Origin of the sequence: Streptomyces longispororuber (assembly GCF_024448165.1) — a bacterium.
Classification (GTDB): domain Bacteria; phylum Actinomycetota; class Actinomycetes; order Streptomycetales; family Streptomycetaceae; genus Streptomyces; species Streptomyces longispororuber_A.
The window spans coordinates 1-22641 of sequence record NZ_JAMOLN010000070.1 but is presented as its reverse complement, the minus strand read 5'-3'; the positions used below and the strand labels follow the sequence as shown (position 1 = coordinate 22641).

Sequence of the window (22641 nt, the reverse complement as noted above, 5' to 3'; positions counted from 1 at the left end):
AGTTGCTTCAACAGGGGGTGCGTCGTCTTTGCCAGCACTGCTTGCCCGGTACGGCGCGTCTCGTCGGGATGACTCCAAGGTAGCAAAGAACGCGTAAAAGGGGCTGGTGACGGTGGTCACCAGCCCCTTCGGCAGACTCTAGAGGTACAGGCCCGTCGAATCCTCGGAGCCCTCGAAGCGGTCGGCCGCCACGGCGTGCAGGTCCCGCTCGCGCATCAGCACGTACGCGGTCCCGCGCACCTCGACCTCCGCCCGGTCCTCCGGGTCGTACAGCACCCGGTCACCCGGCTCCACGGTCCGCACGTTCTGCCCGACGGCCACGACCTCGGCCCAGGCCAGGCGCTTGCCGACCGCCGCCGTGGCGGGGATCAGGATGCCGCCGCCGCTGCGCCGCTCGCCCTCCGCGGAGTCCTGCCGCACGAGCACACGGTCGTGCAGCATGCGGATGGGCAACTTGTCGTCGTGGTGGGTCTTCTCGCTCACGCCGATGAACCTACCTGTCCCACGCGCCCGTGTACGCCTTCGGGTCAGCCCTTGCGGCGCCGCGAGTTCAGCGCGAGGAGCCCGACGACCCCGACCACGACGAGCGCGACCGGCACGATCCGCTCCAGGCGCGGCGCGCCCTCCTCCGAGACGAACTGGCCCTTCACGTCCGAGACGAGCCGGTTGGCCCCGACGTACGCCCGCCCGAGCGTGTGGTCGACGTTCGACACCAGCTTGGCCTTGGCGTCGCCGACGATCGTCTTCGGATGGACCCGGATCCCGATCTCGTCGAGGGTCTCGGCGAGGGTCTCGCGGCGGCGCTTGATGTCCGCCTCGATCTGCGCCGGCGTCCGCGTATCCGGCGTACTCGACGTGTCCGACACCGCGCTGCCTCCATGGTCGCTGCGTATAGGTGGTGGACAGTCTGTCAGCTCGCGGCTACCGCCACCCCCCGGCACCCCCATTACGCCCATTACGCTCGTCCGGAGTCACCCACCCGCAAGGAGATGCGAGCGACATGAGCGAGCGACTGCAGCCCGGCGACACCGCCCCGGCCTTCACCCTCCCCGACGCCGACGGCAACGAGGTCTCCCTCGCCGACCACAAGGGCCGCAAGACGATCGTCTACTTCTACCCCGCGGCGCTGACCCCCGGCTGCACCAAGCAGGCCTGCGACTTCACGGACAACCTCGACCTGCTGGCCGCCGCCGGCTACGACGTCATCGGCGTCTCCCCCGACAAGCCGGAGAAGCTCGCCAAGTTCCGCGAGAAGGAGAACCTCAAGGTCACGCTCGTCGGCGACCCCGACAAGAAGGTCCTGGAGGCGTACGGCGCGTTCGGCGAGAAGAAGAACTACGGCAAGACCTACATGGGCGTCATCCGCTCCACGATCGTCGTGGACGAGGAGGGCAAGGTCGAGCACGCCCTCTACAACGTCCGGGCGACCGGCCACGTGGCGAAGATCATCAAGGACCTCGGCATCTGACCGATTCCGGACGACCCCACCGGGTACCCGCGCTGTGACGAAAGTCCCCTCGGACGGGGACTTTCGTTTGCGACCGCCACCATCGAGCAAGTGATCCCCTGGCACCGATTGCGTCCAGAGAAGGGATCCACCCCATGACCACCGAGACCGAGGAAGGGCCGGCGCCCGACCCGGAGGCGGTCAAGCGTCACCGGGCACTGTTCCGCGCCGTCAAACGGCGCAAGAACCCGCCGCTGCGCCGTACCGACATCACCGTCACCGACGACGCCGCGGTGAAGAGGGCGGTCAAGGCGGCCTCGCTCGGCAACGCCATGGAGTGGTTCGACTTCGGCATCTACTCCTATCTGGCGGTGACGATCGGCCATGTCTTCTTCCCGTCCGGGAACGACACGGTCCAGCTGATCTCGTCGTTCGCGACCTTCGCCGTGTCCTTCCTGGTGCGCCCCATCGGCGGCATGGTGTTCGGCCCGATGGGTGACAAGATCGGCCGCAAGAAGGTCCTGGCGATGACCATGATCCTGATGGCGGTCGGCACCTTCGCCATCGGCCTGATCCCGTCGTACGCCACCATCGGCTTCTGGGCCCCGGTCCTGCTGATCCTCTTCCGCCTGATCCAGGGCTTCTCCACGGGCGGCGAGTACGGCGGCGCCTCCACCTTCATCGCCGAGTACGCCCCCGACAAGCGCCGCGGCTACTTCGGCAGCTTCCTGGAGTTCGGCACGCTCGCCGGTTACGTGGGCGCGGCCGGCCTGGTCACGATCCTCACCACCTGGCTCGGCAGCGACGGCATGGAGTCCTGGGGCTGGCGCGTCCCGTTCCTGGTCGCGGGACCGATCGGCCTCGTCGGCCTCTACCTGCGACTGCGCCTGGACGAGACCCCCGCCTTCCAGAAACTGGAGGACGAGTCGTCCCACAAGGCGACGGACGCGGCGTCCACCGTGGAGACGACGGCCAAGGGCGACCTGGCGAAGATCTTCCGCGACTACTGGCCGACGCTCATCCTGTGCATCTGCCTGGTCGGCGCGTACAACATCACCGACTACATGCTCCTGTCGTACATGCCGACGTACCTCTCGGACGAGATGGGCTACTCGGAGACGCACGGCCTGCTCATCCTCATCGCGACGATGATCGTCCTGATGTGCGTCATCAACCAGGTCGGCAAGCTCTCCGACCGCTTCGGCCGCAAGCCGCTCCTGATGGCCGGCATGCTCGGCTTCTTCGTCCTCTCCATCCCCTCGTTCCTGCTGGTCAAGAACGGCGCCCTGTGGGCCGTCTCGCTCGGCATGCTGATGCTGGGCCTCTCCCTGGTCTGCATGCTCGGCACGATGTCGGCGGCGCTTCCGGCCCTGTTCCCGACACAGGTCCGCTACGGCTCCCTCTCGGTCGGCTACAACCTCTCGGCGTCGATCTTCGGCGGTACGACCCCGCTGGTGATCACGGCCCTGATCAGCGTGACCGGGACCGACATGATGCCCGCGTACTACGCGATGGCCGCGGCCCTGGTCGGCGTGATCGCGGTGGCCTGCATGAAGGAGACGGCCCAGCAGCCGCTGGCCGGGTCCCCGCCGTCGGTGGAGACCGAGGAGGAGGCGGCGGAGATGGTGGAGGCGCAGGCTCCGGTGCCGAAGTTCTGACCGCCCGCCCGCCTTATGCGGTCCGCCCACACCCATCGGGCTGTCCCGCATTTCGGGCGCGACAGTCCGATTTTCATTTCGCCGATCGCCATCACCTCACCCAGTAGAGTGGCCCGCAAGGGTCCGTACCCCAGCTGGCCAGAGGGCGCCGGTTTAGGTCCGGTGTGTCGTGGGTTCGAGTCCCACCGGGCCCACGCGAAGAAAAGCGCTCCCTCCGGGGAGCGCTTTTCCCGTGCTCAGCCCAACAACTCCCGCACCACCGGCACCAGAGCCCGAAACGCCTTCCCCCGGTGCGAGATCGCGTTCTTCTCGTCGGGGCTCAGCTCGGCAGCCGTCCGCGTGTCCCCCTCGACCTGGAGGATCGGGTCGTAGCCGAAGCCGTTCGTGCCGGCCGGTGCGTGGCGCAGGACGCCGCGCATCTGGCCCTCCACCACGCGCTCCGTGCCGTCCGGCAGGGCGAGGGCCGCGGCGCACGCGAAGTGGGCGCCGCGGTGGACGTCGTCGTCGATGTCGCCGAGCTGGGCGAGGAGGAGGTCGAGGTTCGCCTTGTCGTCACCGTGGCGGCCGGCCCAGCGGGCGGAGAAGATGCCGGGGGCGCCGCCGAGGACGTCGACGCAGAGGCCGGAGTCGTCGGCGACCGCGGGCAGGCCGGTGGCCCGGGCGAGGGCGTGGGCCTTGAGGAGGGCGTTCTCGGCGAAGGTGACGCCGGTCTCCCGGACGTCGGGGACGTCGGGGTACGCGTCCGCGCCGACGAGGTCGTGGGGCAGGCCTGCGTCGGCGAGGATCGCGCGGAGTTCGACGATCTTGCCGTTGTTACGGGTGGCGAGGATGAGGCGGGTCATGCCCCCAGTATTACGGGGTGCAGACCTTGGTCAGTTCGCCCGCCGCGTCCGTGACGGGGGTGACGTCGGGCGTCTCGTCGCCGTTCTTGATGGCCGTGCGGACGTTGCCCACCGCCTTGTTGAGGTCGTCGACCGCCTTCGACACGTCGGCGTTGTCGGTCTTGTCGCCGATCTTGTCGAGGTTCTTGTCGATGGAGTCGAGCGCCTCGTCGGCCTGGCCCGGGTCGTTCGCCGCGTTCTCCACGGCCGTCTGCAGGTCGGTGACGCTGTCGGCGATGGAGTCGGCGGTCTGGACGCAGTCGAGGGCCTTGTCGACTGCCGAGCAGCCGACGGCGGCCGGGGCCGCGATCAGTGCCGCGGCTACGGCTATTACGGCGGTACGTCGGTGACGGCGCGCGGCCATGGAACGGTCCTCCCCTGAAGTACGGACAGGAGAACGGCGTCGTGTGCCGTCCACCTGTCCGTAGTGACGCAGTCGGTGGCTGTGCGGTTGCTGTACGACCGCCACCTTACTTGGGGATTTCTTTACCTGGCCAAGCAGTTATGCGAGCGGGCCCTCAAGTGCCTTGCGCTGGGCGGCGGCCAGCTCGTCGCAGCCGGAAACGGCCAGGTCGAGCAGGGAGTTGAGTTCGTCGCGGGCGAACGGCTCGGCCTCGGCGGTGCCCTGCACCTCGACGAAGCGGCCGTCGCCGGTGCAGACGACGTTCATGTCGGTGTCGGCCCGCACGTCCTCCTCGTAGCAGAGGTCGAGCAGCGGGACGCCGCCGACGATGCCGACGGAGACGGCGGAGACGGTGCCGGTGAGCGGCTCGCGGCCGGCCTTGATGAGCTTCTTGGACTTGCCCCAGGCGATGGCGTCGGCGAGGGCGACGTAGGCGCCGGTGATGGCGGCGGTGCGGGTGCCGCCGTCGGCCTGGAGGACGTCACAGTCGAGGACGATGGTGTTCTCGCCGAGGGCCTTGTAGTCGATGACGGCGCGCAGCGAACGGCCGATGAGGCGACTGATCTCGTGGGTGCGGCCGCCGATCTTGCCGCGGACGGATTCGCGGTCGCCGCGGGTGTTGGTGGCGCGCGGCAGCATCGAGTACTCGCCGGTGACCCAGCCCTCGCCGCTGCCCTTGCGCCAGCGCGGGACGCCTTCGGTGAAGGAGGCGGTGCAGAAGACCTTGGTGTCGCCGAAGGAGACGAGGACGGAGCCTTCTGCGTGCTTGCTCCAGCCGCGTTCGATGGTGATCGGGCGGAGCTGGTCGGGGGTGCGGCCGTCGATGCGAGACATAGGGGTGAGCGTATCGGGTACGGCGAAGGCCCCACCCCCTGTGTGCGGGGGCGGGGCCTTCGCCGACGTGGCCTCAGCAGGTCACATCATGTCTTCGATGTCGGCGGCGATCGGGTCGGCGTCGGTGCCGATGACGACCTGGATCGCGGTGCCCATCTTCACGACTCCGTGGGCGCCGGCGGCCTTCAGCGCCGCCTCGTCGACCTTGGAGGGGTCGATGACCTCGGTCCGCAGGCGGGTGATGCAGCCCTCGACCTCTTCGATGTTGTCGAGCCCGCCGAGCCCGGCGACGATCTTCTCAGCCTTGGTGGCCATTTCGTTCTCCCTGTTTTCCCGGGCCCGCCTATGGGCCGCTTTGTCACGGTAACCCACGGTTGGACCAACTTCGCGCGCGGTCATCCCTGCCGTGACGAATGATGACGATCACGTGGACCGACCCGTCCCGCAACTGGTCTACACCAGTATCCAACGACCGCCAAACGTGGCTTGTTCCGGGAGGACGCCCATGAGCGCGAACGCAGCCGCAGCACCCCGGCCGAGTCCCTGGAGCAACTTCTTCCAGGGTCTCCAGAAGATGGGGCGCAGCCTGCAGTTGCCCATCGCCGTGCTGCCTGCGGCCGGCATCGTCAACCGGCTCGGCCAGCCCGACGTCTTCGGTGACGACGGGCTCGGCTGGACCGACGTCGCGAAGGTCTTCGCGGGTGCCGGTGGCGCCCTGCTCGACGCCGACCTCGGACTGCCGCTGCTGTTCTGCATCGGTGTCGCGATCGGCATGGCCAAGAAGGCGGACGGCTCGACGGCCCTCGCGGCGGTGGCGGGCTTCCTCGTCTACCGGGGCGTGCTGCACCAGTTCCCGGTGGACTGTGCGAGCGGGGCGAAGGCGGTGGCCACGGGCTGCCAGGCGGCGGACGGCACGGTGGCCGCGTTCACGTACCAGAATCCGGGCGTGTTCGGCGGCATCATCATGGGCTTCCTGGCGTCGTTCTTCTGGGTCCGCTACCACCGCACCAAGCTGGTCTCGTGGCTCGGCTTCTTCAACGGCCGCCGGCTCGTCCCGATCATCATGGCGTTCATCGGCATCGTCTTCGCCGTGATCTGCCTGTGGATCTGGCCGCCGGTCGGTGACGCGCTGGAGTCCTTCTCCAACTGGCTGCAGGACCTGGGCGCCATCGGTTCCGGCATCTTCGGCGTCGCCAACCGCGCGCTGCTGGTCATCGGCCTGCACCAGTTCCTGAACGTCCCGCTGTGGTTCCAGTTCGGCTCGTTCACCAAGCCGGACGGCACGGTCGTGCACGGTGACATCAACATGTTCCTGAGCGGCGACCCGACCGCGGGCATCTACCAGACGGGCTTCTTCCCGATCATGATGTTCGCCCTCCCGGCGGCCTGTCTGGCGATGTACCACTGCGCACGCCCGGAGCGTCGCAAGGCGGTCGGCGGCATGATGCTCTCGCTGGCGCTGACCTCGTTCGTCACCGGTATCACCGAGCCCATCGAGTACTCCTTCGTCTTCATCGCCCCGCTGCTGTACGCGGTGCACGCGGTGCTCACCGGTGTCTCGATGGCGGTGACCTGGGGACTCGGGGTCAAGGACGGCTTCAGCTTCTCGGCGGGTCTGATCGACTACGTGATCAACTGGGGCCTGGCCACCAAGCCATGGATGATCATTCCGATCGGTCTGTGCTTCGCGGTCGTGTACTACGTGATCTTCCGCTTCGCGATCACCAAGTTCGATCTGAAGACCCCGGGCCGCGAGCCCGAGGAGGAGGTCGAGGACCTCACCAAGGCGTGAGACCCCGCCCAACTGCCCCTCGCGAAGGGCCCCCGGACCTCTGGTCCGGGGGCCCTTCGTCACGTATGAGCCGTCAGCGGCGCATATGTTCCACCCCACAAGAATCACGGGTTCCTTATCCCGCCTTCACCGTGCTACAACAGGTCTACACCACTGAGTGGTGTAGACCATCTGGCTGCTGCCCAACCCCCTTCTTTCCCATTCCGTCCCCGGCAGCACCCCAGCACATGGAGGAAGTTGATGAGCACCGCCAGCGCTACGGCGGCTCCCGCAAAGAAGCGGGGATCCGGCCTGTTCCAGGGCCTCCAGAAGGTGGGTCGCAGCCTCCAGCTGCCGATCGCGGTGCTGCCTGCCGCGGGCATCATGGTGCGACTCGGCCAGGACGACATCTTCGGCAAGGACGGCCTCGGCTGGGACAAGGTCGCCGCTGTCTTCAACAACGCCGGTGGCGCCATCACCGGCGCGCTGCCGATCCTGTTCTGCATAGGCGTGGCCATCGGCTTCGCCAAGAAGTCCGATGGCTCGACGGCGCTCGCCGCGCTCGTCGGCTTCCTCGTCTACAGCAAGGTGCTGCAGGCCTTCCCGGTCACCGAGGCCGTCGTCAACACGACCGCCAACAAGGGCGTCGACGTCGCCGCGACGTACAACGACCCGGGTGTCCTCGGCGGCATCGTCATGGGTCTGCTCGCCGCGATCCTGTGGCAGCGGTACCACCGCACCAAGCTCGTCGACTGGCTCGGCTTCTTCAACGGCCGCCGGCTCGTCCCGATCATCATGGCCTTCGTCGGCATCATCGCCGGTGTCTTCTTCGGCCTGGTCTGGGAGCCCATCGGCACCGGCATCTCCAACTTCGGTGAGTGGATGACCGGCCTCGGCTCCGGCGGCGCCGCCCTGTTCGGCGGTGTGAACCGCGCGCTGATCCCGATCGGCATGCACCAGTTCGTGAACACGGTCGCCTGGTTCCAGCTCGGTGACTTCACCAACTCCGCGGGCGAGGTCGTCCACGGCGACATCCCGCGCTTCCTGGCCGGTGACCCGTCGGCCGGCATGTTCCAGTCCGGCTTCTTCCCGATCATGATGTTCGGCCTGCCGGCCGCCGCGATCGCCATCGCGCACTGCGCCCGCCCCGAGCGCCGCAAGGCCGTGATGGGCATGATGGTCTCGCTCGCGCTGACCTCGTTCGTCACCGGTGTGACCGAGCCGATCGAGTTCTCGTTCATGTTCATCGCGCCGATCCTGTACGTCCTGCACGCGGTGCTGACCGCCGCGTCCATGGCGATCACCTGGGCCCTCGGGGTGCACGCCGGCTTCAACTTCTCGGCCGGCTTCATCGACTACGCGCTGAACTGGACCCACGCCACCAAGCCATGGATGATCATCCCGATCGGCCTGGTCTTCGCGGTGATCTACTACGTGACCTTCCGGTTCGCGATCATCAAGTTCAACCTCACCACCCCGGGCCGCGAGCCCGAGGAGGAGGTCGAGGACCTCACCAAGGCGTGAGGCCCCGCACCGGCCGACACGGCTGACACGGCTGACACGCACGAAGGCCCCCGGAACCGCTTCGGTTCCGGGGGCCTTCGGCGTCGCGCCGCGACGTCAGATCTCGTACGTCACTCCGGGCGCGGCCAGCTCGACGGCGCCGTCGTACACCGCGCGCGCGTCCGTCAGGTTCACCTGCGGGTCCGTCCACGGCGGGATGTGCGTCAGGACCAGCCTGCGCGCCCCGGCCCGCTGCGCCGACTCGCCCGCCTCGCGGCCGTTCAGGTGCAGCGCCGGAATGTTCTCCTTGCCGTGCGTGAACGCGGCCTCGCACAGGAACAGGTCGGTGTCCTGGGCCAGTTCGTCCAGCGCGGCGCACGGCCCGGTGTCCCCCGAGTACGTCAGGGACCGGCCGCCGTGCTCGACGCGGATCGCGTACGACTCGACCGGGTGGCAGACCTTCTCCATCCGCACGGAGAAGGGCCCGATCTCGTACGCGCCCGGCTTGACGGTGTGGAAGTCGAAGACCTCACTGAAGGCGGAGGCCGAGGGGGTGTCGGCGTGCGCGGTGGTCAGCCGCTGCTCGGTGCCCTCCGGTCCGAAGACCGGGATGGGGTCGCAGCGGCCGCCGTCGTGGCGGTAGTAGCGCACGACGAAGTACGCGCACATGTCGATGCAGTGGTCCGCGTGCAGATGACTGAGAAAGATCGCGTCGAGGTCGTAGAGACCACAGTGGCGCTGCAACTCGCCCAGGGCGCCATTGCCCATGTCGAGAAGCAGCCGGTAGCCGTCGGCCTCGACGAGGTAGCTCGAGCAGGCCGAATCCGCGGACGGGAACGACCCCGAGCAGCCGACGACGGTGAGCTTCATAAGAGCCTTCAACCTCCGCGCTGGCGGTCGGAATGCGGGGCTTGAACCAAGGGGTCCGTCGAGCGTAAGGCGCAAAAGGTCGAGTGGCTCCTCCGTCACGGGCCGTTGTGGGCGAACTCACCTGCGCTGTCACCGGTTCGGGGGGCTCCGGACGGGCGCGGTCCGGTGGCGCGCCCCGCGCGCCCCACCGGTACCGTCATGCCTATGGACACGTCCTGGTGGCTGGCGCTCGCGGCCGTCGTACTGCTCGCGCTGGTCGCGGCGCTGGTCGACGGGTGGGGTCGCGGTTCCCGGCAGCGGGTCCGGCACGCGCCGCGCGCGCGGGTGGCCGGGGGGCCGCAGCCGACGGAGATCTGGTGGGCGCTCGTGCCCTACGAGGACGGGCCCGGCGGCAAGGACCGGCCGTGCCTGGTCCTGTCGCTACGGGGTGACACCGCGCTCGTCGCGAAGATCACCAGCCGGTATCACGACGAGCGGCCTGGAGTGATCCCGCTGCCGCCCGGGTCGGTCGGGGATGCGCAGGGGCGGGCGAGTTTCCTGGAGACGGACGAGCTCCGCGAGGTCCCGCTGGGAGACTTCCGGCGCCGTGCGGGCGTAGTCGACCCGGTCCTGTGGGACCAGGTCCGCCACTTGGGCCGCTGAGCCGCGGGTACGTCGCCATTCTGCGGGCCGGTGGGGCTTCTCGCGCAGTTCCCCGCGCCCCTGGAAGGCATGCGCTGACGCGCAGCCTTCCCCCGCCAGGGAGAGGCCGCCCGAAGGGCGTGCCTCTCAGGGGCGCGGGGCTGTTCGATCAGCGGCTCCGCCGCGGAGCGCGACCAGCCCCCACCGGCCCGCACCCGACCGACGAGCCCGGAATCGGTCAGACGCTCAGGCCCACAACTGACCGTGGAGTACTTCGATCGCTTCCTCCGTCGTCGCGGCCGTGTAGACCCCGGTCGACAGGTACTTCCAGCCACCGTCGGCGACGACGAAGACGATGTCGGCCGACTCCCCCGCCTTCAGCGCCTTCTTGCCGACCCCGATCGCCGCGTGCAGCGCGGCCCCCGTGGAGACCCCCGCGAAGATGCCCTCCAGCTGGAGCAGCTCCCGCGTACGCGTCACCGCGTCGGCCGAGCCGACCGAGAACCGGGTCGTCAGGACGGACGCGTCGTACAGCTCGGGGACGAACCCCTCGTCGAGGTTGCGCAGCCCGTACACCAGGTCGTCGTAGCGCGGCTCGGCCGCGACGATCTTGACGTCGGGCTTGTGCTCGCGCAGGAACCGGCCCACGCCCATGAGCGTGCCGGTCGTGCCGAGCCCCGCCACGAAGTGCGTGACCGAGGGGAGGTCCGCCAGGATCTCCGGCCCGGTCGTGGCGTAGTGCGCGCCCGCGTTGTCCGGGTTGCCGTACTGGTAGAGCATCACCCAGTCCGGGTGCTGCTCGGCCAGTTCCTTGGCGATGCGGACGGCCGTGTTGGAGCCGCCCGCGGCCGGGGACGCGATGATCTCGGCGCCCCACATGGCGAGCAGGTCGCGCCGCTCCTGCGAGGTGTTCTCCGGCATGACGCAGACGATGCGGTAGCCCTTGAGGCGGGCGGCCATCGCGAGCGAGATGCCGGTGTTGCCCGAGGTGGGTTCGAGGATGGTGCAGCCGGGGGTGAGCCGGCCGTCCTTCTCGGCCTGCTCGATCATGTGGAGCGCGGGGCGGTCCTTGACCGAGCCGGTCGGATTGCGGTCCTCGAGCTTCGCCCAGATCCGTACGTCGTCGGAGGGCGACAGCCGCGGCAGGCGCACCAGAGGGGTGTTGCCGACCGCGGCCAGGGGGCTGTCGTAACGCATACGTCCCGCTCAGCGCATTCCGCCGGCCACGGCCGGCAGGATCGTCACGTTGTCGCCGTCGGCGAGCTTGGTCTCGATGCCGTCGAGGAACCGGACGTCCTCGTCGTTCAGGTAGACGTTCACGAAGCGGCGCAGCTGGCCGTTGTCCACGATGCGGGCGGCGATGCCCGAGTGCCGGGAGTCCAGGTCGGTGAACAGCTCGGCGAGGGTGTCCCCGCTGCCCTGGACGGCCTTCTCGCCGTCGGTGTAGGTGCGGAGGATGGTCGGGATGCGGACCTCGATGGCCATGCTGGGGCTCCTGTCAGGAGTCGGGAGTCGTGTGGGTGAGCGCGCGGAGGCGCTTCCGTACTGCGGGGTGGGGCCGTACGGCGGTGCGGCTCAGCGCGGACAGATGGCGCTGGCGAGGCGGCACAGGTCGACGTGCAGCCGCGCAACGAGCAGCATGCCCGGCGTCTTTTCGCTCACGTCGTGGAAAACCATGGGCTCATCGTATCGATTCCCGGCCGGGGTCCCCGAATGTGATCTCAGCATGCGGTCGAAAATCGTCCGGTTGCTGGGATGTGGTCTCCGTTCAGGCGGTGACCTCGACCTCTTCCTCGGTGACCTCGCCCTCCACGATGCGGAACGAGCGGAACTGGAAGGGGCCCGCGTCGTCCGTGTCGGCGGTGGAGACCAGGACGTAGTGGGCGCCCGGCTCGTTCGCGTACGTGATGTCGGTGCGCGACGGGTACGCCTCGGTGGCCGTGTGCGAGTGGTAGATGATCACCGGCTCCTCGTCGCGGTCGTCCATCTCGCGGTAGAGCTTGAGCAGGTCGCCGGAGTCGAACTCGTAGAACGTGGGCGAGCGGGCGGCGTTCAGCATCGGGATGAAGCGCTCGGGGCGGCCCTCGCCGACCGGTCCGGCGACGACGCCGCAGGCCTCGTCGGGGTGGTCCTTGCGGGCGTGGTCCACGATCTGGTCGAACAGGGCCTGGGAAATCTTCAGCATGCGGTCAGGATAAGCAGAAGGGCCGCCTCGTACCGGAGTGCGGTACGAGGCGGCCCAGCTGGTGAGACGTGCGAGGTCAGCTCCGCTTGGCGAAGGCCGCGCCCTGCGGGTTGCGGCTCTTGAGCACCGCGTAGGCGACGCCCAGGATCACGCCCCAGACCGGGGCCGCGTACAGGGACACGCGGGCGTCCTTGTCGATGCCCATCATCACGATCACCATCGCGATGAACGCCAGCGAGAAGATGCTCGCCCAGATGCCGCCCGGCGCCCGGAACTCGGACTTCGGGAGCTCACCGCGGTCGGACTTGAGGCGGTAGCGGATCTGGCAGACCAGGATGATGATCCAGGCCCACATGCCGGAGATGGTGGCGAAGGAGACGACGTAGTTGAACGCCTCACCCGGCCACTGGTAGTTGATCCAGACGCCGACGAGCATCATCGCGGCGGAGAAGGACGTGCCGATCAGCGGCAGGCCGTTCCGGGTCAGCTTGGTGAAGAAGGACGGGCCCTGGCCGTTGAGCGCGAGGTCGCGCAGCATGCGGCCGGTGGAGTACATGCCCGAGTTGCAGGACGACAGGGCGGCGGTGAGGACCACGAAGTTCACGATGCCCGCGCCCGCGGCCAGGCCCATCTTCTCGAAGGCGTGCACGAACGGCGAGACGCCGGGCTGGAACTCCGTCCACGGCACGACCGAGAGGATCATGATCAGGGCGCCGACGTAGAAGACGGCGATGCGCCACGGCACGGTGTTGATGGCCTTCGGCAGGACCTTCTTCGGGTCCTTGGACTCACCCGCGGTGACACCGACCAGCTCGACGGCGAGGAACGCGAACATCACCATCTGCAGGGTCATCAGGGTGTTGCCGACGCCGTGCGGGAAGAAGCCGCCCTGGTCCCACAGGTGGGTGACGGAGGCCGTGTCGCCGGCGTCGGAGAAGCCGAGCGTGAGGATGCCGGCGCAGATCAGGATCATGCCGACGATGGCGGTGACCTTGACCATGGAGAACCAGAACTCCAGCTCACCGAAGAGCTTCACGGAGATCAGGTTGGCGCCGTACAGGATGATCGTGAAGACGAGTGCGGACACCCATTGCGGGATGCCCCACCAGTACGTCATGTAGGTGGCCGCCGCCGTGACCTCGGTCATGCCGGTGATGACCCAGAACAGCCAGTACGTCCATCCGGTGACGAAGCCCGCGAAGGGGCCGATGAACTCGCGCGCGTACTCCGAGAACGAGCCGGAGACCGGGCGGTACATGAGGAGCTCGCCGAGCGCCCGCATGATGAAGAAGATGACCACGCCCGCGATGGCGTACGCGAGGATCAGGCTGGGCCCCGCCTTGGAGATGCCCTTGCCCGCGCCGAGGAAGAGGCCGGTGCCGATGGCGCCGCCGATGGCGATCATCTGGATCTGCCGGGCGCCGAGCCCGCGCTTGTAACCCTCGCCGCCCTCGGCCGGGTCGCTCACGGCCTCATTGCCGGCGTTGTGCTTGTCGACCTGCACTGAGGTCATGAAGTGCGCCTTTCTCCATGCCGATCCGTGCCGTACGCGGCTCGGATCGACTGTGACGATCCTTCGGGGCTGGGCCCCTGGATGGATGGAGCTGTGCCTACCGGCGGTCGGCCGGTAAGGGCGCCCTCTGACAGGACAGGGGTGGCGTCCGTCAGGTGGTCGTGAAGATTTATCACGGCGGCAGGAGTGATCGGCCGAGGCACATGTGGCGTACGCCATGAGGAGAACCGGACAAAGGTCCCTTCACGCCGGAAAAAGGTCCGGCGCGGTGACGCGATCGTTATCCGGATTTGAGCGTCCGCTGAGCGAACGCGCTTACATTCGGTGACGTCGAACTGTCCCGCCTTGTCCCGACACGTCAGGCCATAAGGGTTTCGACCAGGGTCTCCTGCAGACCGCCCAGCCACAGATAGGCCATCACCATCGGCTTGCGCGGGTCCTCGTCGGGCAGCCGGTAGAGGAGGTCGGTGTCCTCCTCGTCGACGATGTCGAGGCGGGTGCCGATCGCGAGCCGCAGGTCGTTGAGCGCGCGCATCCACTGGACCGACTCGTCCTGGGACAGCTTGAGGACCGCCCCGCCGTCGCCCGCGGGGCTGAGCGCGTCGAGCGAGCGGATCACCGCGAGCGCGTCCGTGCGCTTGCCGGCCCGCAGGTCGTTCTCGGTGAAGCGCCTGAACTCCGAGGAGTAGGCGCCCAGTTCGGCCTGCGACGCCAGATCGTCGGGGGCGCCGGGACCGCCGTACGCGTCCGGCAGCAGCCGGCGCAGGACGGCGTCGGCGGGCGGTTCGCTGGGGCCCTCGGCGAAGAGCTCGGCGAGCGGGTCGTCGGACTCCTCGCCGCCCGGCCCGGGCCCGATGAGCTCCAGGAGCTGCACGGCGAGCGAGCGGATGATGGAGATCTCGACGTCGTCGAGGGCGACGGCAGCGCCGCCACCGGGGATCGGCTCGAAGTGTCCAGGCATGAGTACGGCGTTACTTCCCTGCTACTTGCGGTCCTGTTGCAGCGTGGCCCACAGGCCGTATCCGTGCATGGCCTGGACGTCGCGCTCCATCTCTTCACGGGTGCCGGAGGAGACGACGGCGCGCCCCTTGTTGTGGACGTCCAGCATCAGCTTGGTGGCCTTGTCCTTGGAGTACCCGAAGTACGTCTGGAACACGTACGTCACATAACTCATGAGGTTGACCGGGTCGTTGTGGACGAGCGTGATCCAGGGGACGTCCGGCTCGGGGACCACGGAGAGGTCCTCAGTGGTCTCGGGCTTCTCGATCTCAAGGGGTGCTGGAGCCGTCACACGGCCCATGCTGCCACCACCGCCCGCCGTACGCACAAATGGACTCCAGAAATCGTCACCTTGACGCTAATCGGGGGTAGCATCCAGCCTATGAACACAGCGGACCTTGGCCTGCCGGTGGACGTTCCGTCGACAGCGCTCTTCACCGATCACTACGAGCTGACGATGCTGCAGGCCGCCCTCCACGCGGGCACCGCCGACCGGCGCTCGGTCTTCGAGGTCTTCACCCGCCGCCTGCCCGAGGGCCGTCGCTACGGCGTGGTGGCCGGCACCGGGCGCGTCCTGGACGCCGTCGAGAACTTCCGCTTCGACGCGGACGTGCTGGGCTTCCTGCGCGAGCGGAACGTGGTGGACGAGCCGACGCTGGCCTGGCTCGCGGACTACCGCTTCGCCGGCGACATCTGGGGCTACCCGGAGGGCGAGGTCTACTTCCCCGGCTCCCCCGTGCTGCGCGTCGAGGGCTCCTTCGCCGAGTGCGTGCTGCTGGAGACCGTGATCCTCTCCATCCTCAACCACGACTCGGCGATCGCCGCGGCGGCCTCCCGGATGTCCTCGGCCGCCGGGGACCGGCCGCTGATCGAGATGGGCGCGCGCCGCACCCACGAGCTGGCCGCCGTCGCCGCCTCGCGCGCCGCGTACGTGGGCGGCTTCGCGACGACCTCGGACCTCGCGGCCGGGTTCCGCTACGGCATCCCGACCGTCGGCACGTCCGCGCACGCCTTCACCCTGCTGCACGACTCCGAGCGGGACGCCTTCCGCGCCCAGGTCGACTCCCTCGGCGAGGGCACGACGCTGCTCGTGGACACGTACGACGTGCGGGAGGCGGTCAGGACCGCCGTCGAGATCGCGGGGCCGAAGCTCGGCGCCGTCCGGATCGACTCCGGTGACCTGCTGCTCGTCGCCCACCGGGTGCGCCAGCAGCTCGACGAGCTCGGCGCGAAGGACACCAAGATCGTGGTCACCTCCGACCTCGACGAGTACGCCATCGCCTCGCTCGCGGCCTCGCCGGTCGACGCGTACGGCGTCGGTACGCAGCTGGTGACCGGCTCCGGGCACCCGACCTGCTCCATGGTCTACAAGCTGGTGGCGCGCGCCGAGTCCGCCGACCCGAAGGCGCCGCTGGTACCCGTCGCGAAGAAGTCGGCGGGCGGCAAGACGTCCATCGGCGGCCGCAAGTGGGCGGCGCGCCGGCTCGACGGGGACGGGGTGGCCGAGGCCGAGGTCGTCGGCACGGGCCCGGTGCCGGCGGATCTCGTGGACCGGCAGCTCCTGGTCGAGCTGGTCAAGGGCGGTGAGGTGGTGGCCCGTGAGCCGCTGGACGCGGTGCGCGAGCGGCACATCGCGGCGCGCGACGGGCTCCCGCTGTCGGCGACGCAGCTGTCCCGGGGCGAGGCCGTCCTTCCCACCGAGTACGCGTGACCCGGTGCGGGAGCGGGCCGGTGCGCCCCGATTGCCCTCTCCCGCAACGCACTTGAAGCTTCTACGCTCGTAGTCTCCAAGCAGAGGACACCGACCATGCGCCGCGCCCTGATCGTCGTAGACGTGCAGAACGACTTCTGTGAGGGCGGCAGCCTCGCGGTGGCGGGAGGTGCCGATGTCGCTGCCGCGATCACCGATCTGATCGGCCAGGCGGCCGGCGGCGGCTACCAGCACGTCGTCGCCACCCGTGACCACCACGTCGCGCCCGGCAACCACTTCGCCGACGCGCCGGACTACGTCCACTCCTGGCCCGCGCACTGCGTCGCCGGCACCGAGGGCGTCGGCTTCCACCCGAACTTCGCGCCCGCCGTCGCCTCCGGCGCGATCGACTCCGTCTTCGACAAGGGCGCGTACGCGGCCGCATACAGCGGTTTCGAGGGCGCCGACGAGAACGGGGTGCCGCTGGCGGAGTGGCTGCGGGCCCGGGAGATCACCGAGGTGGACGTGGTCGGCATCGCCACGGACCACTGCGTGCGGGCCACGGCCCTGGACGCGGTGCGGGAGGGCTTCCGCACGCAGGTCCTGCTGGACCTGACCGCGGGGGTCGCCGCCGCCACCACCGAGGCGGCGCTCGTGGAGCTGAAGGAGGCCGGGGTCGACCTCAGCGGCAAGCCCGTCGTGCCCTAGGCGACGACCTTGGGGTGCAGCAGGGCCCGTATCGGGTGCCACAACTCACCCGTGGAGCGGTCGGGGGCGGTGCGCCACACCAGGCCGTCCGGATGGTGCAGCACCGCGGTGATCTCGTCCGGCGTCGGCGGGTGCGCGTTGCCCCGCAGGTACACCGCGCGCAGGCCCAGATTGCGCAGGCGGGTCAGGGCGCGGGCGCGGTTCACCGAGTGCACGAGGACCCGTACGGCGCCCTCCGACGAGCCCGGTGCGGGCAGGGTCAGAGCCACCACCACGCTGCCGCCCGGCAGCTTGCAGAACCCTCCTGCGGACATGACTGTCACACCCCCGTGAGACGTAGTGTCAATAAGAAACCCACAGGACGCACCTAAACACGATCGGCCGCGACCCGCTAGCCCCAGCTAGCAAGGTCGCGGCCGACACGTTTGTGACCTGCGGTTTTACCGACTACTTGGTCGAGGGACCGACCTTGACCGTGATCGTCGAGCCGTCCAGCGGCTGCTGGACGATCGAGATCCTGGTGTTGGTGTCAGTTGTCTGGACACTGCCGGTCGGGTTCTCCGCGTACCAGTAGGTGCCCTTGTGGTCGTCGAAGGCCGGGACGCCGAGCTGCGCCGGGACCTTCGTCTCGACGCCCAGCTTGTGGAGCGAGAAGCCGGGGTTCGGGAACCAGCTGAAGGCGGCGTCGTAGGGCTGGATCTTGTTCGTGATCAGCTTGCCGTCCGCCCACTTCAGCGGCTTGGCGTGGGCGTCGATCGGAAGGATCAGGCCCTTGCCGGGGTGCAGCCCGATGTTGTTGTCGCGCTGCGAGGTGTCCCACTGCCAGACGACCAGGCCGGGACGGTACGAGTAGTGCTCGACCCAGTTGTTCTTGGCACCGCCGTCACGCCAGCCGAAGTTGTACGGGCCGACCTTGAGGGTCTTGTCGTACGACACGTACTGACGGTTCTCGGCGATGTAGAACTGCGGGAACTCGCCGCTGATGGAGGCACCGACGCGGGAGAAGCCGCGGCTCGTCCAGCCGGCCGCCTCGGACTCGGCGTCGTCGGAGAACAGCGTGGCGCCGTCCGCCTTGACCGCCAGGTTGTCGAAGGCGAAGCCCTTCTGGGCCACGCCGCCGTCCGTCTTGTAGCGGAACCGGACGTCGATCTTCTGGCCCGCGTAGGCGTCCAGCGGGAAGACCAGGTGCTGGAACTTGCCGTTGGTGCCGGTGATCGCGGGCTTGTCGCCGCCGTCACGCGTGATGGTCTGGCCGTCGGCGGTGCCGTCGATCGCCTTCCAGCTGGCGCCGCCGTCCGTGGAGACCTGCGTGTACAGGTAGTCGTAGTCCTGCTCGATGTCCCACCAGGCGTCGAGCTCCAGGGAGCCCTTCGACTTCCCGGTCAGGTCGACCGTGCGCTGCAGCGTGTTGTCGAGGTCGTCGCCGTAGTCCGACCACCACTGCTTGGAGCCCTGCGAGGGCGCCACGATGTCGGTGACCGCGGTCTTCTTCGGCAGTTCGACGACGAGGGCCTGCGGGTTCTTGGTGTTGTACTCGGCCACGCCCAGCTTGTGCTTGGAGGAGGTCGCCGCCTTGGCCTTGTCGTAGTCCAGCCAGCCCAGCTGCAGCTTGTCCCAGGCGGTCATGTCGCCCGGCATGTCGCCGATCGCTTCCTTGCCGGTGCCGAGCCAGGAGCCCGCCGACATCAGCGACCAGAAGCCGACCGAGTTCTCGCCGACGTACGTGGTGTCGTACAGGTCGGGCAGACCGAGGTCGTGACCGTACTCGTGGGCGAAGACGCCGAGGCCGCCGTTCTCCGGCTGCATCGTGTAGTCGCCGACCCACAGGCCGGTGTCGCCGATCGCGACGCCGCCCGCCTTGTAGTCGGCCGGACCGGTGTCGCCGTCGTCGCGGCTGTAGGCGTAACCGCGGTGCGCCCACAGGGAGTCGCCGCCCTGCGCGCCGCCGCCCGCCGAGCCGTCCTCGCCGGCGTGGATGATCTGGAAGTGGTCCAGGTATCCGTCGGGCTCGTTGAAGTTGCCGTCGTTGTCGTGGTCCGTGCGGTCCCACTGGTCGTACTGCGCGAGGTCGGCCTTGATGTCGGCGGTCGACTTGCCCGCCGCCTTCTGCTCGTCGACCCAGGCGCTGATGCCGTCGCGGACCAGGTCCTCGACGTTCGGGCAGTTGTTGCCGCCGCAGTAGTTGGACCCGTAACGGGCCTCGTTCCACGGGACCTTGACCCAGTCGGTGACCTCGCCCTCGACGGAGTAGCGGCCCGAGGACGCCTTCTCGTAGTACGTCTTGAGCGAGTCGACGCCCTTGCCCGACCCGAAGTACAGGTCCTCGAAGTGCTTCTTGCCGTAGTCCGCCTGCCAGGCCGTCGAGTTGTCCTTGGCGCGGTCCGGCTCGGCTATCTGGTTGTGCAGCGGGCCCGGCGTGCCGCCGTACTTCGGCTTCAGGTCGGGGGTGTTGTCGTCGAGCCGGTCGACGAGCGTCGTGTTGTCGACCTTGTCGCCGAACTCGGTCAGGATCGTGAAGATCTTGTCCGTGCGCTCGCGGCCCAGCTCGACGTACTTGGACTTGCCGCCGCCGAGCCTGACGACCTTCGAGCCGTTCTTCTCCTCGACCTTCGCCTTGCCCGCGAGCACCTGCTCCAGGGCGGTGCGGCGCTGCTGCTCCATCGTCTTGGCCGCGGGGCCCTCGACGACGTTGCCCTCGCTGTCCAGGACGGCTTCGGACTGGTTCACGTCGGCCGCCTGCTTGGCGGCCGCGGGGTCGGCCGGGGTGGCGGCCTGCGCCGTCGTCGCCGCGATGGAACCCGTGGCCGCGGTGGCGGCCAGGGTCACGAGCACGGCGGCGGATCTCAACGCCCGTCTCTTGGTGGTCACTTGAGTCTTTCCCCTCCTCCGTGGCTGAAGAGCCACGCATCACAAGTGACGCCATTTGACCGGAGGTAGGGGAGAAATAACAGTCCTTGACTGTTGCGTTTCCGTTGCACTATGCAGGGGTGCCGCTCCGGAATCCGGACATGCGCGCCGAAACCCAACGGGCGCGTCCGACCGTCCACTTGGTGGACGTGATGACTCCGTGCGCCCCCCATGCACCGGCACTGTGGGTTAGGTCATGCTTACTGGCCGTTCCACTCGGGCACACGTCGGAATAGAGTCGGATCGACGGCACACCCACCGGTCGAGCCGCACCCTGCTCCCCCGATGTCACGAGGACGGATACCGCCATGCCTCGCCCGACTGTCGCACAGCTCGCCTATGGTTCGGCCACCGTCATTCTCTCGACCCTCGCCATGTTGCTGCTGTCACAGACGAGTTCGGGTCCCGGGATCGGCGTCATCGCCATCTCCGCGGTCATCCTCGGTCTGTTCGTGGCCATGAGCGTGCCGACGCGCAAAGCGGGCGCGCAGCCGCAGTCCGAGCCGGCGGCGGACGGGCCCGTGACCGCGCGGCGCATCCCGTCCCCGGCGCGCGGCACCGCGGCCGAGTCCGTCAGGGAACGCGAACCGGCGGGCCCGTGAGGCACGGACCCGCCGGATCGGCTGGTGCTGTGTACGTCGCCGCTGTCGCGCTGTGACGCGCCGGTTCAGGCGCTGCTGACCACCACCGTCTTGGCCGCCTTGTCGTGCAGGCCCTGCTTGTAGGGCTTGTCGAAGAAGCTCCAGCCGCCACAGATCGCGGTCCAGATGCAGGCGCAGCAGAACACGGCGGGAACCCACAGCACGACCGCGCGGATCAGGTTGGTCTGAGCGCTGGGCGTGGCCCCGTTGTCGAGGTTGGCGACCCGCAGCTTCAGCCACTTCTTGCCGAGCGTCTGACCGGTCTTCGCCGTCATGAAGACGTCGTAGCCGATGTACAGGACGGCCGCGAGCAGCGACTGGCCGAACTGCTTGCCGTACTCGATCTTGTCGGGGTCGGTCTCGTACTCGGAGATCCCGAACGCCCACGACAGCAGGCCCACGACGATCGACACCAGGACGATGTCGATGATGCGCGCGAGGACGCGCTTGCCGCTGTCGGCGAGGGGCGGCATCCCGGCGAGCGGGTCCTGGCCGCCGCCGTAGCCGCCGGAGCCGTAGGGGTCACCGCTGTACGGAGGGGGCGTACCGCCGCCGTACGGGGGCGGGGTGCCGCCGCCCGGCGGGGGCGTGGCGCCGTAGGGGTTCTGGGGTTGGCCGCCGTACGGGTCCTGCGGGCTGTCGTACGGCGATCCGCCGCCGGGCGGGGTGGTCGGCGGCGGTTTGCGGAAGGGGTCGTCCTCCGGCGGTTGGCCGGAGCCGTTGGGCGGCGGTTCGGTACTCATGGCCCGAGTGGATCGCGAACGGGGTTGCGCCGCACCCGGCGGGCGGCCGTCCGGATGAGGCCTTCCGCCGTTGCGGGGCGGCGATCGTTGCCGGGTGCGGGTCTCGTCGTGGTTGCTCGCGCCCCGCGGCGGAGCCGCCAGTGACACAGCCCCGCGCCCCTGAGAGGCACGCCCTTCGGGCGGCCTCTCCCCGGTGCGCGAGAAGCCCCCACGCAGCCGCAGCTAACCCGCCACGAACGTGCGGGCCGCCTTGTCGTGGAGGCACTGGCGCCACGGGCGGTCGAAGGCGCCCCACAGGACGCCGAGGACGCCGATGACGAGGACGCCGGGCACGCTGTAGACGAGCCAGCGCTTGAGGGCCGAGCCGAACGTCGGGGAGGCGTGCTCCTCGATGTCCCGCACGCTCAGCCCCATCAGCTTCTTGCCGAGCGTGCGCCCCCACTTCGCGGTCGGCAGCGCCTCGTAGAGGACACCGAAGACCAGCAGGACGGCGAGCACGATGCCGAGGTACGTGCCGGTCGTGCCGTCGAGGAGCCAGACCGTGACCTGCCGGCCGGACGCCTTCGCCGCGTCGATCTTGCCGTCGATGTGGTCCATCGCCTTCGTACCGAGCGGCACCGCGGCGGCCGCGGTGACCGCGCCCAGGACGAGCGTGTCGATGAGCCGCGCCACGAACCGCTTGCCGAGGCCCGCCGGGCGGACGGCCGCGGCGGCCTGCGCGGCGGCGAGGAACGGGTCGCTGGCCACCGGCTTGAACGGGGTGACCGGCCCCTCCGGCTCCGCGGCCGGGGCGGGAACCTGGGCGGGTCCCGCCAACTGGTGCACCTGCTGCGCCCACGACGGCGAACCGCCACCAGGGCCCTGCGTGACGGGAGTCGGGAGCACGGGCTGCGGCTGAGCCTGCTGCGGGGGCTGCACCTGCTGCTGGGGCGGGTAGCCGTACGCGGGCGCGGGCCGGCTCGGGGCGGGCGCCGGAGCCGGTGCGGGGGCCGGTGCCGGTGCCGGGGCGGCGGCCGCGCGCGGGTCCTGGTGGGCCGGGCCCTGGGCCGGAGTGCCGAGGCGCGGGTCCGCCGGGGAAGCGGCGGGCGCGGGCTGCGGGTTGAGGCCCGCGCGGGCCTGCGCCTGCGACGGTGCGGCGGGCTGCGCCGTCTGCTCGGCCGGGGACGGCGCGCCCTGCTGCGGCACGGCGCGGATCGCCATCGTGCCGTCGGCGCGCGGCGCCTTGTCGGCGCCGGGGCGCACGGCCCTGATCGCGACGGTGCCGTCC

26 protein-coding genes, 1 tRNA gene and 1 riboswitch are annotated in these 22641 nt (G+C 69.3%); of the genes, 9 read left to right on the top strand and 18 right to left on the bottom strand.

What is annotated here, in order from left to right:
* Positions 1-16: 16 nt before the first annotated feature.
* Positions 17-89: riboswitch (guanidine-III (ykkC-III) riboswitch) on the bottom strand.
* A gap of 49 nt (positions 90-138) precedes the next feature.
* Positions 139-483 carry a GroES family chaperonin gene (locus tag M4J07_RS20650; RefSeq protein WP_255974023.1) on the bottom strand — a complete coding sequence of 115 codons (345 nt, stop codon included), beginning with the start codon at positions 481-483 and terminating at the stop codon, positions 139-141.
* Between the two features lie 44 nt (positions 484-527).
* A complete protein-coding gene (locus tag M4J07_RS20645) occupies positions 528-866 on the bottom strand; it encodes a DUF3618 domain-containing protein (RefSeq protein WP_255974022.1) in 339 nt (112 codons plus the stop codon).
* Positions 867-1000: 134 nt separating this feature from the next.
* On the opposite strand from M4J07_RS20645, the gene bcp reads away from it, so the two are divergent.
* From bcp to M4J07_RS20630, 3 genes are all read left to right on the top strand, one after another.
* Complete coding sequence (gene bcp, locus M4J07_RS20640) at positions 1001-1468, top strand: thioredoxin-dependent thiol peroxidase (protein ID WP_255974020.1); 468 nt, start codon at positions 1001-1003, stop codon at positions 1466-1468.
* A 134-nt stretch (positions 1469-1602) separates the two neighbouring features.
* A complete protein-coding gene (gene proP / locus M4J07_RS20635) occupies positions 1603-3105 on the top strand; it encodes a glycine betaine/L-proline transporter ProP (RefSeq protein ID WP_255974019.1) in 1503 nt (500 codons plus the stop codon).
* A gap of 119 nt (positions 3106-3224) precedes the next feature.
* Positions 3225-3299: transfer RNA gene (locus M4J07_RS20630), tRNA-Leu, on the top strand.
* Between the two features lie 42 nt (positions 3300-3341).
* Here M4J07_RS20630 and rdgB read toward each other — a convergent pair.
* From rdgB to M4J07_RS20610, 4 genes are all read right to left on the bottom strand, one after another.
* Positions 3342-3947 carry an RdgB/HAM1 family non-canonical purine NTP pyrophosphatase gene (gene rdgB, locus M4J07_RS20625; protein WP_255974017.1) on the bottom strand — a complete coding sequence of 202 codons (606 nt, stop codon included), beginning with the start codon at positions 3945-3947 and terminating at the stop codon, positions 3342-3344.
* Positions 3948-3957: 10 nt separating this feature from the next.
* Entirely contained in the window at positions 3958-4350 is a 393-nt protein-coding gene (locus tag M4J07_RS20620) for a type IV secretion system protein (RefSeq protein WP_255974016.1), read from the bottom strand.
* Positions 4351-4488: 138 nt separating this feature from the next.
* A complete protein-coding gene (gene rph, locus M4J07_RS20615) occupies positions 4489-5223 on the bottom strand; it encodes a ribonuclease PH (protein ID WP_255974014.1) in 735 nt (244 codons plus the stop codon).
* Positions 5224-5304: 81 nt separating this feature from the next.
* Positions 5305-5622 carry a PTS glucose/sucrose transporter subunit IIB gene (locus tag M4J07_RS20610; RefSeq protein WP_305127954.1) on the bottom strand — a complete coding sequence of 106 codons (318 nt, stop codon included), beginning with the start codon at positions 5620-5622 and terminating at the stop codon, positions 5305-5307.
* Positions 5623-5728: 106 nt separating this feature from the next.
* Between M4J07_RS20610 and M4J07_RS20605 the strand changes: the two genes are divergently transcribed.
* Entirely contained in the window at positions 5729-7015 is a 1287-nt protein-coding gene (locus tag M4J07_RS20605) for a PTS transporter subunit EIIC (protein WP_255974010.1), read from the top strand.
* A gap of 240 nt (positions 7016-7255) precedes the next feature.
* Positions 7256-8518: a PTS transporter subunit EIIC gene (locus tag M4J07_RS20600; protein ID WP_255974008.1), complete on the top strand. Its 1263-nt coding sequence runs from the start codon at positions 7256-7258 to the stop codon at positions 8516-8518.
* 96 nt (positions 8519-8614) lie between these two features.
* Here the strand turns inward: M4J07_RS20600 and M4J07_RS20595 are convergent, their stop codons facing one another.
* Positions 8615-9367 carry an MBL fold metallo-hydrolase gene (locus M4J07_RS20595; protein ID WP_255974006.1) on the bottom strand — a complete coding sequence of 251 codons (753 nt, stop codon included), beginning with the start codon at positions 9365-9367 and terminating at the stop codon, positions 8615-8617.
* A gap of 204 nt (positions 9368-9571) precedes the next feature.
* Between M4J07_RS20595 and M4J07_RS20590 the strand changes: the two genes are divergently transcribed.
* Positions 9572-10009 carry a type II toxin-antitoxin system PemK/MazF family toxin gene (locus M4J07_RS20590; RefSeq protein WP_255974004.1) on the top strand — a complete coding sequence of 146 codons (438 nt, stop codon included), beginning with the start codon at positions 9572-9574 and terminating at the stop codon, positions 10007-10009.
* Positions 10010-10234: 225 nt separating this feature from the next.
* On the opposite strand, the gene M4J07_RS20585 is transcribed toward M4J07_RS20590, so the two are convergent.
* From M4J07_RS20585 to clpS, 7 genes are all read right to left on the bottom strand, one after another.
* Positions 10235-11185 (bottom strand): PLP-dependent cysteine synthase family protein, encoded by a 951-nt coding sequence (locus tag M4J07_RS20585; protein ID WP_255974002.1) that lies wholly within the window; start codon positions 11183-11185, stop codon positions 10235-10237.
* A 9-nt stretch (positions 11186-11194) separates the two neighbouring features.
* Positions 11195-11473, bottom strand: coding sequence for a MoaD/ThiS family protein (locus M4J07_RS20580; RefSeq protein ID WP_255974000.1), 279 nt, complete (start codon positions 11471-11473; stop codon positions 11195-11197).
* Between the two features lie 90 nt (positions 11474-11563).
* Positions 11564-11665: a putative leader peptide gene (locus tag M4J07_RS48520; protein WP_317453331.1), complete on the bottom strand. Its 102-nt coding sequence runs from the start codon at positions 11663-11665 to the stop codon at positions 11564-11566.
* 91 nt (positions 11666-11756) lie between these two features.
* Positions 11757-12173 carry a Mov34/MPN/PAD-1 family protein gene (locus M4J07_RS20575; RefSeq protein WP_255973998.1) on the bottom strand — a complete coding sequence of 139 codons (417 nt, stop codon included), beginning with the start codon at positions 12171-12173 and terminating at the stop codon, positions 11757-11759.
* A 76-nt stretch (positions 12174-12249) separates the two neighbouring features.
* The gene (locus M4J07_RS20570; RefSeq protein ID WP_255973996.1) at positions 12250-13686 is read right to left on the bottom strand and encodes an amino acid permease; all 1437 of its coding nucleotides are present in this window, start codon (positions 13684-13686) and stop codon (positions 12250-12252) included.
* A gap of 358 nt (positions 13687-14044) precedes the next feature.
* Positions 14045-14647 carry a DUF2017 domain-containing protein gene (locus M4J07_RS20565; protein WP_255973995.1) on the bottom strand — a complete coding sequence of 201 codons (603 nt, stop codon included), beginning with the start codon at positions 14645-14647 and terminating at the stop codon, positions 14045-14047.
* A gap of 21 nt (positions 14648-14668) precedes the next feature.
* On the bottom strand, positions 14669-14986 hold the full coding sequence (gene clpS / locus M4J07_RS20560) for an ATP-dependent Clp protease adapter ClpS (RefSeq protein WP_255973993.1): 318 nt from the start codon (positions 14984-14986) through the stop codon (positions 14669-14671).
* Between the two features lie 81 nt (positions 14987-15067).
* Here clpS and M4J07_RS20555 point away from each other — a divergent pair, with 81 nt between their 5' ends.
* Together M4J07_RS20555 and M4J07_RS20550 are read left to right on the top strand one after the other, a co-directional pair.
* Entirely contained in the window at positions 15068-16396 is a 1329-nt protein-coding gene (locus M4J07_RS20555) for a nicotinate phosphoribosyltransferase (protein WP_255973991.1), read from the top strand.
* A gap of 96 nt (positions 16397-16492) precedes the next feature.
* Positions 16493-17083 (top strand): isochorismatase family protein, encoded by a 591-nt coding sequence (locus M4J07_RS20550; protein ID WP_255973989.1) that lies wholly within the window; start codon positions 16493-16495, stop codon positions 17081-17083.
* Here the strand turns inward: M4J07_RS20550 and M4J07_RS20545 are convergent.
* Together M4J07_RS20545 and M4J07_RS20540 are read right to left on the bottom strand one after the other, a co-directional pair.
* Positions 17080-17397 (bottom strand): hypothetical protein, encoded by a 318-nt coding sequence (locus M4J07_RS20545; protein ID WP_255973988.1) that lies wholly within the window; start codon positions 17395-17397, stop codon positions 17080-17082. The genes M4J07_RS20550 and M4J07_RS20545 overlap by 4 nt on opposite strands.
* Before the next feature lie 133 nt (positions 17398-17530).
* Complete coding sequence (locus tag M4J07_RS20540; protein WP_255973986.1) at positions 17531-19951, bottom strand: immune inhibitor A domain-containing protein; 2421 nt, start codon at positions 19949-19951, stop codon at positions 17531-17533.
* A 347-nt stretch (positions 19952-20298) separates the two neighbouring features.
* On the opposite strand from M4J07_RS20540, the gene M4J07_RS20535 reads away from it, so the two are divergent.
* Positions 20299-20592: a hypothetical protein gene (locus M4J07_RS20535; protein WP_255973984.1), complete on the top strand. Its 294-nt coding sequence runs from the start codon at positions 20299-20301 to the stop codon at positions 20590-20592.
* Between the two features lie 65 nt (positions 20593-20657).
* Here the strand turns inward: M4J07_RS20535 and M4J07_RS20530 are convergent, their stop codons facing one another.
* On the bottom strand, positions 20658-21374 hold the full coding sequence (locus tag M4J07_RS20530; protein ID WP_255973982.1) for an RDD family protein: 717 nt from the start codon (positions 21372-21374) through the stop codon (positions 20658-20660).
* 222 nt (positions 21375-21596) lie between these two features.
* The coding region (locus M4J07_RS20525) for an RDD family protein (RefSeq protein ID WP_255973980.1) at positions 21597-22641 on the bottom strand (1045 nt) is incomplete at its 5' end.

Bases quoted from the DNA above. Each gene is read 5' to 3' on its own strand.
- M4J07_RS20620 (WP_255974016.1), bottom strand. From the start codon at position 4,350: ATGGCCGCGCGCCGTCACCGACGTACCGCCGTAATAGCCGTAGCCGCG.
- M4J07_RS20610 (WP_305127954.1), bottom strand. From the start codon at position 5,622: ATGACCGCGCGCGAAGTTGGTCCAACCGTGGGTTACCGTGACAAAGCG.
- M4J07_RS20605 (WP_255974010.1), top strand. From the start codon at position 5,729: ATGAGCGCGAACGCAGCCGCAGCACCCCGGCCGAGTCCCTGGAGCAAC.
- M4J07_RS20545 (WP_255973988.1), bottom strand. From the start codon at position 17,397: ATGTCCGCAGGAGGGTTCTGCAAGCTGCCGGGCGGCAGCGTGGTGGTG.
- M4J07_RS20570 (WP_255973996.1), bottom strand. From the start codon at position 13,686: ATGACCTCAGTGCAGGTCGACAAGCACAACGCCGGCAATGAGGCCGTG.
- clpS (WP_255973993.1), bottom strand. From the start codon at position 14,986: ATGGGCCGTGTGACGGCTCCAGCACCCCTTGAGATCGAGAAGCCCGAG.
- M4J07_RS20555 (WP_255973991.1), top strand. From the start codon at position 15,068: ATGAACACAGCGGACCTTGGCCTGCCGGTGGACGTTCCGTCGACAGCG.
- bcp (WP_255974020.1), top strand. From the start codon at position 1,001: ATGAGCGAGCGACTGCAGCCCGGCGACACCGCCCCGGCCTTCACCCTC.
- M4J07_RS20565 (WP_255973995.1), bottom strand. From the start codon at position 14,647: ATGCCTGGACACTTCGAGCCGATCCCCGGTGGCGGCGCTGCCGTCGCC.
- M4J07_RS48520 (WP_317453331.1), bottom strand. From the start codon at position 11,665: ATGGTTTTCCACGACGTGAGCGAAAAGACGCCGGGCATGCTGCTCGTT.
- M4J07_RS20535 (WP_255973984.1), top strand. From the start codon at position 20,299: ATGCCTCGCCCGACTGTCGCACAGCTCGCCTATGGTTCGGCCACCGTC.
- M4J07_RS20600 (WP_255974008.1), top strand. From the start codon at position 7,256: ATGAGCACCGCCAGCGCTACGGCGGCTCCCGCAAAGAAGCGGGGATCC.
- proP (WP_255974019.1), top strand. From the start codon at position 1,603: ATGACCACCGAGACCGAGGAAGGGCCGGCGCCCGACCCGGAGGCGGTC.
- rdgB (WP_255974017.1), bottom strand. From the start codon at position 3,947: ATGACCCGCCTCATCCTCGCCACCCGTAACAACGGCAAGATCGTCGAA.
- M4J07_RS20575 (WP_255973998.1), bottom strand. From the start codon at position 12,173: ATGCTGAAGATTTCCCAGGCCCTGTTCGACCAGATCGTGGACCACGCC.
- M4J07_RS20550 (WP_255973989.1), top strand. From the start codon at position 16,493: ATGCGCCGCGCCCTGATCGTCGTAGACGTGCAGAACGACTTCTGTGAG.
- M4J07_RS20585 (WP_255974002.1), bottom strand. From the start codon at position 11,185: ATGCGTTACGACAGCCCCCTGGCCGCGGTCGGCAACACCCCTCTGGTG.
- M4J07_RS20595 (WP_255974006.1), bottom strand. From the start codon at position 9,367: ATGAAGCTCACCGTCGTCGGCTGCTCGGGGTCGTTCCCGTCCGCGGAT.
- rph (WP_255974014.1), bottom strand. From the start codon at position 5,223: ATGTCTCGCATCGACGGCCGCACCCCCGACCAGCTCCGCCCGATCACC.
- M4J07_RS20530 (WP_255973982.1), bottom strand. From the start codon at position 21,374: ATGAGTACCGAACCGCCGCCCAACGGCTCCGGCCAACCGCCGGAGGAC.
- M4J07_RS20590 (WP_255974004.1), top strand. From the start codon at position 9,572: ATGGACACGTCCTGGTGGCTGGCGCTCGCGGCCGTCGTACTGCTCGCG.
- M4J07_RS20580 (WP_255974000.1), bottom strand. From the start codon at position 11,473: ATGGCCATCGAGGTCCGCATCCCGACCATCCTCCGCACCTACACCGAC.